Raw genomic sequence first — 15,773 nt, 5'->3', positions numbered from 1 at the left:
CTCATGAACACCGCGTCACATGTGCAGCGGGCGCCGGTGCACCGTGCCGGGCTGCGCCGCTCCGTGTTCGGTTTGGGCGCAGTCGTGGCTCTGGTCGGCACTCCGCTCGTTGCCCCCGCCCCTGTTGTGCCGCAGGCTAACGCGAAGCAGCACACCATCACAGGCCAGGTCGAAGACCTGGATGTGAAATTTATTGATGCCACCCGTCTCGGTACTCTCACTGTGGTGAAAAGCGAACCAAATTGGTGGGACGACCGAGGGGGCAAGAAACCCTTTGGGCCTATCGACAACATTCGCTTCACAGCGCAGCGTGTCCAGGGGATTGACCTCACTACCGAGAAGGGGATGAAACAGGCGAAGCGGCTCTCGGTAGCTGATGCTCGTCGGCGGGGATTCGATAGGACCTTTGAGGCGTACACAGATAGTTCCGGTAAGGCAGTGTTCACCGGTCTCCCGGTCGGTTTGTACTTGGTCACAGAATACGAGGGCGCGGATCCCACTAAGGAATACCGCCAGTCCAGTCCTTTCCTCATCACGATCCCTATCGGAGAAACCGGCAGCTGGAACTACAACGTGACGGTGAATACGAAGCCGAAGCCGGAGGACGATCCCGGAACGCCTCCAGATAAGCCAGGAACGCCGCCGGACGATCCCGGAACGCCTCCGGATAAGCCCGGGACGCCGCCCGATAAACCAAGCACTCCAGGTACCCCGCCGCCGGAGCACCCGGATACTCCAGCACCGCCAAATAGCCCAGGCGGTGGCCATGAAGGCGGCGAGTCTTCAAGCATCATCGATCGACTGGCACAAACCGGAGCGCATCTGTGGTGGGTGGCGCTCATCGGAGCCATGCTCGTTGTTTTGGGTGCATTTACCTTGCTTCGCCGCCGACGTGATCTGGCTGAATCGCAGGCGAATTAAAGTAACTGTGGGAACATTCCCACAGTGCAGAAACTTCTATAAGTATGGAAGAAAAACCTCATCCTACCCCGCGGCATATTCTCAACGTGCCGCGGTTTTTCATGCTCTTGGCCGTGTTCACCTTAATGCCCAGAATACCCAGCCAAAGTGTCCGCCTTCTGACAGGATCGGTGGCATGACGTACCCTCACTACGGCTCGCCTGCCCCTATGCCCGCCTACGGGTATGCCCCGCCGCCGCAAACCGGCCAAGACTCTCGCTTCATGCCTTTGCTGATCGGCTGGCTAGCTGCCTTCCTTATGCCGATCGTGTACTGCGTCTTGCGCTTCGTTTTCTATGGCAAGGACTGGGTGGGGATCCTTCTGGTCGCAGCCGCGGTCGGCCCGCTCTTCTTCGGCATTCAGTGCCTCCTCAATTTCGTGGCGCTCGCGATCCCGAAGTGGTGCAATGATTCCCTCGCCATTTTTTGGAGCGGCATGCTCGTCTGGTGGGGTGGCGGGGCGGCTTTCGCGGTGGTGCCAGGGTGGGATTTTCGCGAGGAAATCCGGGAGTACGGAGAGAAAGCTTGGCCCACCGGGGGATCTAATGGCCGGGATGTAATGACCGCGGAAGATGGGCAGCGCTACATCGAAATCCTCGATACCTGGCTGGATACCGAAACGACTCTGCAGCATACTCTCACAATCCCCACCTTGGTCGCCCTGGCCGGAATCGCCATCGTCGTCATCGGCGTGGTCGTGGCCGCCACGAACCCGGCTCGTCCAACTGTCGCCTATGCGCCGCACTGGCCGGGTAGGCCCTACTAGCTTCTTGTGCTAGTTGCTCTTTTAGCCATGACGCCACCTCGATCCCAGCGAGCCCGCGTGGAATAATAGGCGGTATGGCAGCTACTAAATTGGATGGAAAACTCTACCGCGACGAGATCTTCGCCGACCTGGAACAGCGCGTCGCCGCGCTGAAGGAAAAGGGCGTGACTCCCGGCCTGGCCACCGTGCTGGTGGGCGACGACCCGGCCAGCCACTCCTATGTGCGCATGAAGCACAAGGACTGCGAGCAGATCGGCGTGAACTCCATCCGCAAGGACCTCCCGGCGGACGTATCCCAGGAAGAGCTCAACGCAGTCATCGACGAGCTGAACGCCGACGATGCCTGCACCGGCTACATCGTGCAGCTGCCGCTGCCGAAGCACCTGGATGAAAATGCTGTGCTGGAGCGCATCGACCCGGACAAGGATGCCGATGGGCTGCACCCGGTAAACCTGGGCAAGCTGGTGCTCAACGAGCCCGCCCCGCTGCCCTGCACTCCCAACGGTGCGATTCACCTGCTCCGCCGCTTCGGCGTGGAGCTGAACGGTGCGAAGGTTGTAGTCATTGGCCGTGGAGTGACGGTCGGTCGCCCGATCGGCCTGATGCTCACCCGCCGCAGCGAGAACTCCACTGTCACCCTCTGCCACACCGGCACCAAGGACCTGGCGGCGGAGACGAAGGCCGCGGACGTGATTGTCGCCGCCGCTGGCGTGCCGCACATGATCACCGCGGACATGGTCAAGCCGGGCGCGGCGATCCTGGACGTGGGAGTCTCCCGCGGCGAGGACGGCAAGCTGAAGGGCGACGTACACCCGGATGTGTGGGACGTTGCCGGCGCCGTCTCCCCGAACCCCGGGGGAGTAGGCCCGCTGACCCGAGCCTTCCTGGTGCGCAACGTCGTCGAGCGCGCGGAGAAGCTGCTGCGTGCCTAATCGCTCCCGCCCAGCCCGCATCGGCGACGCCCGCCTGCGACTCCTCGATAACCCCCACGACCGGAACAACCCGCCCTCCCGGCTCTCCCGCTCCGTCCAATACGCGCTGCTGGGGCTGTTCGGGCTGATGCTGCTGGCTGTGCTGGCGCTGTTGTTGGTGGACAGGTGGCGTCGAGCTAGCGTCATGCTGGGCAGCGCGATGGTCTACCTGGCTGTACTTCGCTTACTCCTGGACTCCCGCGTGCTGGGCGTGCTGGCGGTGCGTTCTCGCAAGTTCGATACCGCCTTCACCGCCGCCATCGGCATAATCATTCTGTGGATCGCCGTGAGCGTCGACCCGCTGACCAGCTAAGCCCGCGCAGCGCCCTCGGTCCCCTCGGCGATGATCTCCGCCTTCGCCAGGAACTTCGCCAACGCCTGGCCCATCTGGCGCGACTCGATCAGGAACCCATCGTGGCCTGTCGGCGAGGTGATCTTCGACATGCCGATGAAGTCTCCCAGATTGCGCGACAGGTGCTCCTGCTGGTGCAGCGGGTACAGAATGTCGGTATCCACACCCACCACCATCGTCGGCACCTCACACGAGCCCAAGGCGGCGTTCATGCCCCCCCGGCCACGGCCGACGTCGTGCCTGTTCAGCGCGTCGGTTAGCACCACATAGCTGCCTGCATCGAAGCGCGCGACCAGCTTCTCGGCCTGGCGATCCAGGTAACTTTCTACCGCGAAACGCTGGTGCGGGTCGCGGTACGGCCCGTAGGGGTTTTCGCCGTTCTGCGGATCCACCCCGAAACGCTCATCGACTTCCAGCTCGCCTCGATACGTCAGGTGCGCGATGCGGCGCGCCTGCCCCAGCCCATGCGAGGGAACCTCGCCCGAGTCGTAGTAATCGCCGCCCTGCCAGGCCGGATCCGCCTCAATGAAGCGGATCTGGCTGGACTGCAGGCCAATCTGCCACGCAGACGCACGCGCGCTCACCGCGATCGGTAACGCCGCGTTGACCATCTCCGGGTACATGAGCGACCACTCCAGCACCCGCGCCCCGCCCATCGAGGCACCCACAAGGGCATGGATCTTTGTGACGCCCACACGCTCCAACAACAGCCGTTCCGCCGTAACCATGTCACGGATCGACAAAGCGGGGAATCGCGAACCCCATGCCTGGCCGTCGGGGTGCGGTGAACTCGGGCCGGTGGACCCCTGGCAGCCGCCCAGCACATTGGCACAGAGCACCAGGTAGCGGGTGGTGTCGATGGGCTTGTTTGGGCCCACCATGTCCGCCCACCAGTCGGCGGCATTGCCGTCGCCAGTGAGGGCATGCTCGATCAGCACAATCGGCCGCTCCTCCGGGGACAGCCCCGGCTCAGGGCCGGCGGAGAACTCGGCATAGTCCGCGGCGCCATCCGGAGAGTCGTAGAACGCGAAGTAGCGGAGTTCGGCGTCAAAAATAGTTACACCCGCCTCCGTGACCACGTCGCCGATAGAGACCGTGCGCGACGCGCCAGAAGCGGGGAGGAACTCGGGGTTCATGGGAATCAGCCTAAAGCCTAGAAAACAACCGGTCTTAAATGGCCGCGAAGCCGCGCTTCAGGTCGTCGATGATGTCGGTGATGTCCTCAATGCCCACGGACAGGCGAACCGTAGCGTGGGACACACCCGCGCGGGCCAGGCCGTGCGCATCGGACTGCGAGTGGGTGGTGGTGGCTGGGTGCACCACCAGGGAACGCACATCGCCAACGTTTGCCAGGTCAGAGTGCAGCTGCAGGGCATCGATGAAGGCCCAGGCCTTTGCCTTCGCCTCCTCCGAGGTGGGGTCGTCGACCTTCAGGTCGAAGCTCAAGACAGAGCCGGTGTACTCCAGGCCCAGCTCCTCCTTGACCTTGAACCACGGGGAGGTTGGCAGGCCCGCGTAGTTCACGGTGGCTACCTGCGGCTGTTCGGCCAGGAACTCCGCCACGGCCTTCGCGTTTTTGTTGTGCTTGGCGATGCGCAGGGTCAGGGTATCCAGGCCCTGGGCTACCACCCATGCGTTGAATGGGGAGAGGGTGGCACCCGTGTCGCGGATAATGCCAGCGCGGAGCTTCATGCCGAATGCAGCCGGAGCCAGGTCCACGTACTTCAGGCCGTGGTAGGCCGGGTCCGGGTTGACGAAGCCGGGGAAGACCGGCTGGCCGTCGCGCTCGACGGACCAGTCGAAGGAGCCGCCGTCGACGATGATGCCGCCCAGGCCCGAGCCGTTGCCCGTGTAGAACTTCGTCAGGGATGCAACCACGACGTCCGCGCCCAACTCCAGCGGGCGGACCAGGGCTGCGGTGGCCAGGGTGTTGTCCACGATTAGCGGGACCTGGTTAGCGTGGGCGACCTCTGCGACGGCCGGGATGTTCAGGACGTCTGCCTGCGGGTTTGCGAAGGTTTCGGCGAAGAAGGCCTTGGTGTTCGGGCGGACGGCAGCCTGCCAGGACTCCGGGTCGTCGGGGTTTTCCACGAAAGTGGTTTCGATGCCCAGCTTCGGCAGAGTGTGCTGCAGCAGGGTCTCGGTGCCGCCGTAGAGGCGCGGGGAGGCGACGATGTGGTCGCCTGCACCGGCCAGGTTCAGGATCGCGGCGGTCTCGGCAGCCATGCCGGAGGCGAAAGCGACTGCGTGTACGCCGCCTTCCAGGGAGTTCAGGCGGTTCTCCAGCGCCTCGACGGTGGGGTTGGTCAGGCGGGAGTAGATGGGGCCAAGGTCTTCCAGGTGGAAGCGCTGCTTGGCGTGCTCTGCGTCGTTGAAGACGTAGCTGGTGGTGAAGTGGATCGGCAGGTTGCGCGCGCCGGTGTCGCCGACGGGCTGGCCCGCGTGGATCTGGCGGGTGGCGAAGCCCCACTGCTCTGCGTTCTCGTTGTTGTACTTCGGCATTGGTGTGGTCCTTTGGGGTTTTGTTGGTTGGTTTGCGCTTTGGTTTGCTGTTTAGCTTTGCTGTGTTACGACCATAGACCCACGCGCATTAAAAGTAAACCGCTCTGTCTACTTTTTTCTTAGTGACGCCACAAAGTCCCAGTTGGTAAGGTATTTGCTGCTTTGGAAATCGCTGTACCGCTTGGTCTAGAACTGTGCTTTTTCTGCCTGCTATGTTGCTGCTGAGCTCCACAGCTCCGCTGTGCAGCTTCGGTGGTCTCGCTGGGGTGTGGTGCCCCTTTAGGGAGTGTCTCTACTGGGGTGAAATGTCGGAAAAGTTGCAAAACGTTATTGGTGGCAATATTCATTAGTGTAAATGCGCTGGTCACGGGGCTGCGCGACCGAGTCTCGTTTTTGACCACGAGACGTTTTGCAACTTTTCCGACATTTAAGGCGCTTTGGGATGCTGTTGCCGCCCCCGCTACCCAAGGTTCTGTAAGTTTTCCGACATTTAAGGCCCTCTCTGGCGCGCGAAATGTCGCTAGAACGGGAATGTGTTATTTGTAACCGTTTGCAAATGTGTAAAACCGCTGGTCAGAAGGTTGGTGCTGGGACTCTGGATTTCTCAGGAGTGACGTATTCCCGTTCTAACGACATCTGGGTCTCCTGAGGCTTGGCTGAGTGAGGGTAAGGGGAAGGCGGCGGAGGGAGCGGAGGGAGCGGAGGGGACGCGAGTACAAGAAAACCCCAGCACCAGCAGCAAAATGCTAGCGCCGGGGTTATTGCAGGCCGGGGGCCGAGTGGGGCTGGAACCAGGCGCCGAGCCGGGCCGAGATCCGGCGGGCTCGAGCCGAGGCCCGCCGAGCCGGGCCGGGATCCAGCAGGTTAGCACCCCAGCGGCTCTAGCTGGACACGCGGCCCAGCTCCGGCCTAACCCGCCCGGCGGCTACTTGTTGGTGTTCAGGCCGTCGATGATCTCGTTGAACGTCGAAGACGGGCGCATCACAGCGTTCGTCTTCTCATCGTTCGGCCAGTAGTAGCCGCCCAGATCCACCTCGCTGCCCTGAATATCCAGCAGCTCCTGGGAGATCTTCTCCTCGTTGGCCTCGAGGGCGTCAGCAACAGGCTTAAAGACCTCCGCCAGCTCAGCATCGCGAGTCTGGTCAGCCAGCTCGCGAGCCCAGAACTTCGCCAGGTAGAAGTGGGAGCCACGGTTGTCGATCTCGCCGACCTTGCGGGACGGGGACTTCGACTCGTTCAGCACGGACTCCGTGGCGGCATCCAGAGCATCGCCCAGGATCGGGGTGCGCGGGTTGTCGTCCGTCTCCTGCAGCTTGCGCAGAGACTCCGCCAGCGCCAGGAACTCACCCAGAGAGTCCCAACGCAGGTGGTTCTCCTCCACCAGCTGGGCCACGTGCTTCGGCGCGGAACCACCCGCACCGGTCTCGAACAGGCCACCGCCGGCGATCAGCGGAACCACGGAAAGCATCTTCGCGGAAGTGCCCAGCTCCATGATCGGGAACAGATCCGTCAGGTAGTCGCGCAGCACGTTGCCGGTGACGGAAATCGTGTCCTCGCCAGCGCGGATGCGGTCGAGGGAGAGCTGCATTGCCTCCTCCGGCGGCAGAATGCGGATGTCCAGACCCTCGGTGTCGTGGTCCTTCAGGTAGGTCTCCACCTGCTTCTGCACGTTCCGGTCGTGCGCGCGCTCCGGATCCAGCCAGAACACAGCCGGGGCGCCGGTAGCGCTGGCGCGCTTCACGGCCAGCTTCACCCAGTCCTGCAGCGGGATGTCCTTGGCCTGGCAGGCGCGCCAGATGTCGCCCTCTGCAACCTCGTGCTCCATCAGCACGTCGCCGGCGCTGTTCAGCACCTGCACGCGGCCCTCGGACTCGATGCGGAAGGTCTTGTCGTGGGAACCGTACTCCTCGGCCTTCTGCGCCATCAGGCCCACGTTCGGCACGGTGCCCATCGTGGTCGGGTCGAAAGCGCCGTTCTTGCGGCAGTCGTCGATAACGACCTGGTAGATGCCCGCGTAGGAGGAATCCGGCAGAACCGCCAGCGCATCCTGGGTCTCGTCGTTCTTGTTCCACATCTGGCCGGAGGTGCGGATCATCGCCGGCATGGAAGCATCCACAATCACGTCGGACGGCACGTGCAGGTTAGTGATGCCCTTGTCGGAGTTCACCATCGCCAGGTCCGGGCCGTCGGCCAGGGCCTTGTCGAAGGCCTCGCGGATCTCGGCCGAGTTGTCTACCTTGTCCGCATCCAGTGCGTCCAGGATGGCACCCAGGCCGTTCTCGCCGTTCAGGCCTGCCGGCAGCAGCTGGTCGCCGTACTGCTCGAACACGTCGTGGAAGTATGCGCGCACTGCGTGGCCGAACATGATTGGGTCGGAGACCTTCATCATCGTGGCCTTCAGGTGCACGGAGAACAGCACGCCCTCCGCCTTCGCGCGAGCCACCTGAGCCCGGAAGAAGGTGCTGAGAGCCTCGGCCCGCATCACCGTGGCGTCAACAATTTCCTTATCCAGCACCGGCAGCTCTTCCTTCAGCACCTGCGTCTCGCCGTTCGGTTTGACCAGCTGGATGCGCAGCGTGTCATCGCCGTCGATGATTACCGACTGCTCGTTGTGGCGGAAGTCGTCGTCCTCCATCGTGGCGACGTTCGTCTTGGAATCCGGCGACCACTTGCCCATGGAGTGCGGGTGCTTGCGGGCGAAGTTCTTCACGGCCTTCGGCGCGCGGCGGTCGGAATTGCCCTCGCGCAGCACCGGGTTAACGGCGGAGCCCTTCACGGAGTCGTAGCGAGCCTGCGCGTCGCGCTCCTCGTCGGTCTTCGGCTCGGACGGGTAATCCGGCAGGTCGTAGCCCGCCTTCTGCAGCTCCGCGATGGCTGCCTGCAGCTGCGGGATGGACGCAGAGATGTTCGGCAGCTTGATGATGTTCGCATCCGGGGTCTTGGCCAGCTCGCCGAGCTCAGCCAGAGCGTCGTCAACCTTCTGCTCCTCGGGCAGCACGTCGGAGAACGCGGCCAGGATGCGGGCGGCCAGCGAAATATCGCGGGTCTCCACATCCACTCCAGAGGTCGAAGCAAAAGCCTCCACAATCGGCTTCAAAGAATACGTCGCCAAGAGTGGGGCTTCGTCGGTGCGGGTGTAGATGATCTTTGCCATGTGGCGTTCGTCTCCCAGCCTCTAGTTAGTCAGTTGGTCTTTTAGTGGTTTACGATCCAAGAATACGGCAAATATCAAACCTGTGAATGGTACGGGGTTATTGCCCACCGCGCGGCCTGTTCCGTTTTAAAGCCTAAAAGATTTTTTTTTGACGCCTGCCCGCCGCGCTCTTGCGACCTACCCGCCGCACTTCCCGCCCTATCAACCTTTGAAAGCGAGCGATGCCCGTGAGCGAAACGAAACTTACAAAGTTGCCCTCCCGCCGTCCGGTTCCGCGCCAGACGGAGATCTCCACCCGCCACCGTTACATCGCCATGGTGGCGATGGCCCTCGGTGGTTTTGGCATCGGCACCACGGAGTTTGTGGCGATGGGTTTGCTGAACCTCATCGCGGAGGACTTCTCTATCTCGGAGGACCAGGCCGGCCACGTGATTTCCGCTTACGCGCTGGGTGTAGTCATCGGCGCTCCGCTGATTACCACCCTCACAGGGTCTATCCCGCGCCGCCGCTTGGCCTTGCTGTTGATGGGCGCCTTCGTGATCGGCAACGGCCTGAGTGTCTTCGCGCATTCCTACGAGGTCCTGATGCTCTCCCGTTTCATCGCGGGCTTCCCGCACGGCGCGTACTTCTCCGTCACGGCTTTGATCGCCGCGTCCATGGCTCCGAACGGCAAGCGCGGTAAGGCCGTGGCGCTGACGGGCATGGGGCTTTCCATCGCCACCGTCATTGGCGTGCCGATTGCGCAGTGGCTGGGTTCCACTTTCGGCTGGAACGCGGCCTTCGCGATGGTCGCGGTCATCGGCGTGATCACCTTCGTCGCCCTGTGGTTCACCGTGCCGCACATGACGCTGATGCCCCGCACCAAGCCGCTGACGGAGCTCGGTGCATTGGTGAACTCGCAGGTTCTCATGACCCTCGCCATTGGCACCGTCGGTTTCGGCGGCATGTTCGCGGTTTACACCTATATCTCCTGGACCCTGACGGAGAACGCGGGCTTTAATGCCAACCTCATCTGGATTCCCCTGATGGTCTATGGCATCGGCATGGTCATCGGCACGTACATCGGCGGTGTGCTGGCCGACCGGAACCTGGAGTACGCGATCCTCGGCACCTTGCTGTCCCTGATCGTCGTCCTCTCCGCCTTTTACTTCCTGTCCCACAACGCGGTGGCAGGCATCATCAACTTCGGCGTGATCGGCTTGTTGGGTTCCACCCTGGTGCCGAACCTGCAGACCCGTTTGATGGATGTTGCGGGCGATGCGCAGACCCTCGCCGCGGCGCTGAACCACTCTGCGCTGAACATGGCTAATGCAGCGGGAGCGGCGGTCGGTGGTGCCGTCATCGCCGCTGGTTATGGCTATTCCACCCCGGCGCTCGCCGGTGCGGCGATGGCCGCCTGTGGCGCTCTGCTGTGGATTCCTGCCTATTATTTACGACGCCGTCAGCTCGCGGCCGCCCGGGCGTAGATTCTAAAGCTTTAAGGAATAGTAAGGGTTAGTCGTCTGGGTTAGTAGGGTAGGGACTCATGAAGTCACTGACTATTGCGACGGTCAACGTCAATGGAATTCGAGCGGCAGCGAAGGTGCGCCACGAGAACAACCGGGGGATCTTGCCGTGGCTGGAGGCCACGCCGGCGGACGTGGTGCTGATGCAGGAGGTGCGCGCGGACGAAAAGCAGACGCGCGCTGCCCTGGAGCCCGTCCTGGGGGAGTGGCACCTGGCTCAGGCGCCCGCCGCCGCCAAGGGGCGCGCCGGGGTGGCCATCCTGTCGCGTTTGCCGCTGCGGGACGTGCAGATTGGCTTCGGTGACGGTCCAGGAAGCGAGGAGTTCGCAGACTCCGGCCGCTACATCGAGGCCACGGTGGATGCCGGGGACCTGCCGGTGCGCGTGGCCTCCCTGTACCTGCCCAGCGGTTCGGCGGGGACGGAGAAGCAGGACGAGAAGTACCGCTTCCTGGATTCCTTCGGCGAGTACCTGCACAGCCGGGCGGCACAGGCCGAAGAGGCCGGACACCCCGAGCTGGTGGTCGGCGGAGACTGGAACATCTGCCACCGCCGCGAGGACCTGAAGAATTGGAAGACCAACCGCAAGAAGTCCGGCTTCCTGCCCGACGAGCGGGCATTCATGGATTCCCTGCTGGGCACCTTCCCGGACGATGCCACCCAGGTGGCGGACGCCGAAGATTCCGGCCGCAACGGTAACCCCGCAGGGGTGGCCGGGGACTTCTTCGGGACAGTGGACTACGCGCCGGGGGACCTCGCCAGCGCCCGCCTGGCCGCCGGCGCGGCGGAGGAGCCGCAGTACTTCGACGTGATGCGCCGGGTGCTGCCCGACCAGGCTGGGCCTTACTCCTGGTGGACCTATCGCGGCCAGGCCTTCGATACTGACGCGGGCTGGCGCATCGACTTACAGGTGGTCACCCGCGGCATGCTGGAACGCGCACTGACCGCCAACAATGTCTGGGTGGATAAGGCCGCGGCCTACGACCAGCGCTGGTCCGACCACTCGCCGGTGCTGGTGGAGTACGCATGCTGACCGTCCTCTACGTTCTGGGGCTTACCGCCGAATCAATGACGGCGGCGTTGGCTGCGGGACGTCAGCGGATGGACATGTTCGGCGTCATGCTCATCGCCTCCGTAACCGCCTTCGGCGGCGGCACGGTGCGTGACCTGCTGTTCGGCCACTACCCGCTGCGTTGGGTGGACGAGCCGATCTTCCTAGCCATCGTGCTGGGCGCCGCGCTGGTGACAGTGCTGGCCAGCTTCTTGATGGACTACTTTCGCACCGTCTTTCTGGTGCTTGACGCGGTCGGCCTTTCCACCTTCGCCCTACTAGGTGCGCAGGTGGCGCTCGAGCTGGGGTACAACCCCCTGATTGTCATCGTCTCCTCCGTAGTGACGGGCGTGTTTGGCGGCGTGCTGCGCGACGTTTTATGCGACCGGGTGCCGCTGGTGTTCAGCGAGGAACTCTACGCTTCCATCGCCATCCTCGTGGCGGTGATGTATATGGGCATGCTGCACTTCAACCTGGACGAGACTATCGGCAGCCAGCTGGTCATCGTCATTTGCCTGATCTTTGCTTTCGGACTGCGCCTGCTGGCGATCTTCTACCGCATTTCCCTGCCAGTCTTCGAATACCAGGAGCGCGAGTACGTCCGCGACCCCGCTGGGCGGCTGACCATGTGGGCTCTCAACAAGGCCGGGGTGCAGCGCCGCGAGATGCGCCGGCGCAGTGTTGGCGCCCCGAAGGCACCTAAGGACAAGTCCAAGCAGAAGAAGCGCAAGCGGAAAAACCGGTTCGAACTGGTCGATCGGGGAGAGTACGAATACGGGGACGAGCAGGCGTCACAAAACCCACCCGAAGAACCCCGCAACAGCGACGAGTAAGGTTACATAACATGAACCAACCTGCGAAGAAACAGCGCGTCGTCTCCGGCTTGCAGCCGACCAGCGATTCCTACCACCTGGGCAACTACTTGGGAGCAGTCAAGCAGTTTATCCAGCTGCAGGAAGACTACGAGACCTTTTACTTCATCCCCGACCAGCACGCCATCACCGTGCCCGGCTACAGCCCCAAGGATCTGCGCAAGCGCACCCTCGCGGGTGTGGCACAGCTGCTGGCGCTGGGCATCGACCCGGAGCGCTCCACCCTGTATGTGCAGTCCCACGTGCCGGAGCATGCGCAGCTGGCATGGGTGCTGATGTGCATCACCGGCGACGGTGAGGCGCGCCGCATGACGCAGTTTAAGGACAAGTCCGCCAAACAGGGCGGTGACAATACCACCTCCGGGCTGTACGCCTACCCGATGCTCATGGCCGCGGACATTCTGCTGTACCGCCCGCACCTGGTGCCGGTCGGTGAAGACCAGCGCCAGCACCTGGAGCTCACCCGCAACCTGGCGGAGCGCTTCAACTCCCGCTACAAGAAGACCTTCGTGGTGCCCGAGGGCTTCATCCCCGAGGGTGCGGCCAAGATCTACGACCTGCAGAACCCGACGGCCAAGATGTCGAAGTCCACGGACAACCCCAAGGGGCTGATTAACCTGCTGGACGACCCGAAGGTCTCCGCCAAGCGCATCCGCTCGGCAGTAACCGATAACGATGGTGAGATCCGCTACGACAAGGAAAACAAGCCGGGCGTATCGAACCTGCTGGTCATCCAGTCCGCACTGGGGGATAAGAGCATCGACGAACTGGTGGAGGGCTACCAGAAGGCCGGCTCTGGCTATGGCGACCTGAAGAAGGACACGGCCGAGGTGCTGGAGGCGTTTTGCACCCCGCTGCGCCAGCGCTACGACGAGTACATGGCCGACCCCGCCGAGCTGAACCGCATCCTCGCAAATGGTGCGGACCGCGCCCGCGAGATCGCGGCGAAGACCATCGAACAGGTCTACGAGCGCGTGGGCTTCCTGGCGGAAGTAAAGCAATAGCGAAGCAATAACGCGGAACAACTAACGCGAAACAGTAAAGCACGGCGGCCCCGGCCGTGCTTTACTAATGTGAAGAACTTTCAAGACGAGACGACCGGAAGGAAGGGCCGTCCCCTTGGCGACCACTGATCCTGATAAAAACAAGCTGGATAACTACGGCGTGGAGCGATCCCGCAAGGACGATCCAGGCCCGCTGGATAAGTACCGTGACAAGTGGCCATGGCTGGACCACGTGCTACGGATGCAGGATCGCTACACCGAGCAGGGCGGCAACCAGTTTGCCGCCGGCATCACCTACTTCTCGGTGATGACGATCTTCCCGCTGATGATGCTGACCTTGGCCGTTATGGCCATGATCCTGGCGGGCAACGAGAGGTTGCTGAACGACGTCATGGACAAGGTTGCCAACATGGGCGACGGCAACATGGGCGAGGTGCTGCAGACCATCATCGAGCAGTCCATCGAACAGAGGAAGTCCGTTTTCTCCATCGGTCTACTGCTGGCCCTGTGGACCGGACTGGGCTGGATGGCCCACCTGCGGCTGGGCGTTTCTGAAATGTGGAAGGTCGACGGCAAGCCTGCCGGATTCGTATCTGGCAAGATCAAGGACCTGATCGGCCTGGTCGGCCTGTTGGTCTCCCTGATTGTCGCCTTTGCCGTCACCACCATCGGTAACTCCGGACTGACCACCCAGCTACTGGATGCAGTTGGGCTGGCCCACGTGCCAGGCATTCGCTACATCACCTTCGCGGTGGCTCTGCTGGTGGCACTAATCGCCAACTTCTGCGTGTTCTTCTGGATGATCCTCTACCTGCCGCGTACTAAGGTGCCCCGCAAGTCCGCAGTGAAGGCCGCTATCATCGGCGCGATCCTGTTCGAGGTTTTCAAGCAGTTCGCTACCGTGTTCTTCTCCAATGCGCTGTCCAACCCCGCCGGCGCCGCCTTCGGCCCGGTGATCGGTGTGATGGTGCTGATGTACTTCATCTGGCGCATCCTGCTGTACTGCTCCGCGTGGGCTGCGACCACGCCGGAATCCCTGGCTAACTTGCGCCCGGATGCGCCGCCGGCCGCCGTCATTCGCGTGCGCCAGGAGGTGCGTGCAGGTAGCACCGATACCAACCGCGCCGGCCTGCTCGGCGTCGGCGCAGCCGCGGGCGTGGTCGTCGGCGGATTGGTCACCAAGATCTTCAAGCGCTAGCGGCCAGCTGCGAGCGTGGGACGCGGATGCAGCTAGGATCTTTAGACATGATTGACTCTGACATCATCGCGTCCCTTCCCAAAGTAGAGCTCCACGACCACCTGGACGGCGGCGTGCGCCCCGCCACCCTGGTCGAGCTCGCCGAGAAGATCGGTTACGAGTTGCCCACCACCGACCCGGCGGAGCTGGAGAAGTGGTTCTACGAGGCGGCGAACTCCGGTGACCTGCCGACCTACCTCACCACCTTCGACCACACCACCGCCGTCATGCAGACCGCCGAGGGGCTGGTGCGCATCACCCGCGAGGCCGTCGAGGACCTGGCCGCCGACAACGTCTGCTACGCCGAGCTGCGCTATGCCCCCGAGCAGCACCAGGCCGATGGTCTTTCCCTGCAACAGGTCGTCGAGGCCACGGTGCAGGGGGTGAAGGAGGGCGAGCGCCTGGTCGCCGAGCGCGGCGGTCGCATCCACGTGCGCCTGATCCTGTGCGCCATGCGCCACGCGGACCGCTCCGAGGAGATCGCTCAGCTCACGGTGGACAACTATGGCGAGCACACCCCGGGCGAAGGTTACGTGGTGGGCTTTGACATCGCCGGCGCCGAGGATGGCTTCCCTCCGTCGAAGCATGCCGCTGCGTTCGACCTGCTGCGTAAGAACCTCGTTCCCTTCACCATTCACGCTGGTGAGGCCGCCGGTGTGGACTCTCTTCGTGACGCCCTAGCGCAGGGCGCCCGACGTATCGGCCACGGCGTGCGCGTGTACGAGGACTTTAATGCCACCATGAGCGGCATTGAGCTGGGTCCTGTCGCCCGCTTCATGCGCGACCAGCGCATTGCCCTGGAGATCTGCCCGACCTCTAATACGCAGACGGGTATCTGCGACGATGTGGCGGAACACCCGTTTGGGCTGCTGTACGAGATGGGCTTCTTCTGCACCGTGAACACGGATAACCGCCTGGTTTCCGGCACCACGATGTCCCGCGAGTTCGAGCTGCTGGCCGAGCACTGCGACCTGGAGCTGTGGCAGCTGCTGGAGCTTACGAGCAACGCACTGCAGGTGGCGTACTGCGACGAGGGGCTGCGCGAGGACCTCGAGCGTAACGTGATCTACCCGGCCTACGCCGAGGTCGGCAACAGCCTGCCGGACGAGGCTCTGGACGCAGGCGACGCGGAGGGCACCGAGTTTTCCAACGGCATGCAGCGCCTGCACGGCCACGGCCAGCCGCACGGCGCTGGTGCTGCAGCGGGCGCGGGCCAGCAGGATATTGAGCTTTCCATGGAGAACCTCAAGGCCGAGCTGGAGGAGCTGGGCCTCAGCCTGGACGATGACGCAAGCGACGGGGAAGCGGACGGCCAAACCTCCAGCTAGACGCATCTGAATGCTTTAAGTTTGCCCGCTTAGGGTTGGGCTTTGCCCCTGTGAACTGGCAAAATGCTCTGCA

The 15,773-nt window shown here is 63.1% G+C and carries 13 protein-coding genes; 10 read left to right on the top strand and 3 right to left on the bottom strand.

What is annotated here, in order from left to right; genetic code table 11:
• The first annotated feature begins 3 nt into the window (after nucleotides 1-3).
• From JQ46_RS01495 to JQ46_RS01480, 4 genes are all read left to right on the top strand, one after another.
• Entirely contained in the window at nucleotides 4-921 is a 918-nt protein-coding gene (locus JQ46_RS01495; RefSeq protein ID WP_034985010.1) for a pilin N-terminal domain-containing protein, read from the top strand.
• 175 nt (nucleotides 922-1,096) lie between these two features.
• On the top strand, nucleotides 1,097-1,726 hold the full coding sequence (locus JQ46_RS01490) for a hypothetical protein (RefSeq protein ID WP_034984896.1): 630 nt from the start codon (nucleotides 1,097-1,099) through the stop codon (nucleotides 1,724-1,726).
• A gap of 74 nt (nucleotides 1,727-1,800) precedes the next feature.
• Complete coding sequence (locus tag JQ46_RS01485) at nucleotides 1,801-2,658, top strand: bifunctional methylenetetrahydrofolate dehydrogenase/methenyltetrahydrofolate cyclohydrolase (RefSeq protein WP_034984893.1); 858 nt, start codon at nucleotides 1,801-1,803, stop codon at nucleotides 2,656-2,658.
• Nucleotides 2,651-3,010: a DUF3017 domain-containing protein gene (locus JQ46_RS01480; protein WP_034984892.1), complete on the top strand. Its 360-nt coding sequence runs from the start codon at nucleotides 2,651-2,653 to the stop codon at nucleotides 3,008-3,010. The genes JQ46_RS01485 and JQ46_RS01480 overlap by 8 nt, the downstream gene beginning before the upstream one ends.
• On the opposite strand, the gene metX is transcribed toward JQ46_RS01480, so the two are convergent.
• From metX to JQ46_RS01465, 3 genes are all read right to left on the bottom strand, one after another.
• A complete protein-coding gene (metX, locus tag JQ46_RS01475; protein ID WP_034984889.1) occupies nucleotides 3,007-4,185 on the bottom strand; it encodes a homoserine O-acetyltransferase MetX in 1,179 nt (392 codons plus the stop codon). The genes JQ46_RS01480 and metX overlap by 4 nt on opposite strands.
• 34 nt (nucleotides 4,186-4,219) lie before the next feature.
• Complete coding sequence (locus tag JQ46_RS01470; RefSeq protein WP_034984888.1) at nucleotides 4,220-5,551, bottom strand: O-acetylhomoserine/O-acetylserine sulfhydrylase; 1,332 nt, start codon at nucleotides 5,549-5,551, stop codon at nucleotides 4,220-4,222.
• Between the two features lie 925 nt (nucleotides 5,552-6,476).
• The gene (locus JQ46_RS01465; RefSeq protein ID WP_034984886.1) at nucleotides 6,477-8,705 is read right to left on the bottom strand and encodes an NADP-dependent isocitrate dehydrogenase; all 2,229 of its coding nucleotides are present in this window, start codon (nucleotides 8,703-8,705) and stop codon (nucleotides 6,477-6,479) included.
• A gap of 221 nt (nucleotides 8,706-8,926) precedes the next feature.
• Between JQ46_RS01465 and JQ46_RS01460 the strand changes: the two genes are divergently transcribed.
• The 6 genes from JQ46_RS01460 (at nucleotide 8,927) to JQ46_RS01435 (ending at nucleotide 15,700) form a co-directional block, all read left to right on the top strand.
• Complete coding sequence (locus tag JQ46_RS01460) at nucleotides 8,927-10,171, top strand: MFS transporter (RefSeq protein ID WP_192817219.1); 1,245 nt, start codon at nucleotides 8,927-8,929, stop codon at nucleotides 10,169-10,171.
• Nucleotides 10,172-10,230: 59 nt separating this feature from the next.
• Nucleotides 10,231-11,241, top strand: a complete 1,011-nt coding sequence (locus JQ46_RS01455) for an exodeoxyribonuclease III (RefSeq protein WP_034984883.1) — start codon at nucleotides 10,231-10,233, stop codon at nucleotides 11,239-11,241.
• The gene (locus JQ46_RS01450) at nucleotides 11,235-12,092 is read left to right on the top strand and encodes a trimeric intracellular cation channel family protein (RefSeq protein ID WP_034984881.1); all 858 of its coding nucleotides are present in this window, start codon (nucleotides 11,235-11,237) and stop codon (nucleotides 12,090-12,092) included. Before JQ46_RS01455 ends, JQ46_RS01450 begins: the two co-directional genes overlap by 7 nt.
• A gap of 11 nt (nucleotides 12,093-12,103) precedes the next feature.
• Nucleotides 12,104-13,135 (top strand): tryptophan--tRNA ligase, encoded by a 1,032-nt coding sequence (gene trpS / locus JQ46_RS01445; protein ID WP_034984878.1) that lies wholly within the window; start codon nucleotides 12,104-12,106, stop codon nucleotides 13,133-13,135.
• A gap of 115 nt (nucleotides 13,136-13,250) precedes the next feature.
• Nucleotides 13,251-14,333: a YhjD/YihY/BrkB family envelope integrity protein gene (locus JQ46_RS01440; RefSeq protein WP_034984876.1), complete on the top strand. Its 1,083-nt coding sequence runs from the start codon at nucleotides 13,251-13,253 to the stop codon at nucleotides 14,331-14,333.
• A 47-nt stretch (nucleotides 14,334-14,380) separates the two neighbouring features.
• Nucleotides 14,381-15,700, top strand: coding sequence for an adenosine deaminase (locus tag JQ46_RS01435; protein WP_034984874.1), 1,320 nt, complete (start codon nucleotides 14,381-14,383; stop codon nucleotides 15,698-15,700).
• Nucleotides 15,701-15,773 lie beyond the last annotated feature (73 nt).

Source organism: Corynebacterium jeikeium (assembly GCF_000738175.1).
Lineage (GTDB): Bacteria > Actinomycetota > Actinomycetes > Mycobacteriales > Mycobacteriaceae > Corynebacterium > Corynebacterium jeikeium_C.
Note: the sequence above shows the minus strand (reverse complement) of the source record. Positions and strands in the feature narration are given on the sequence as shown.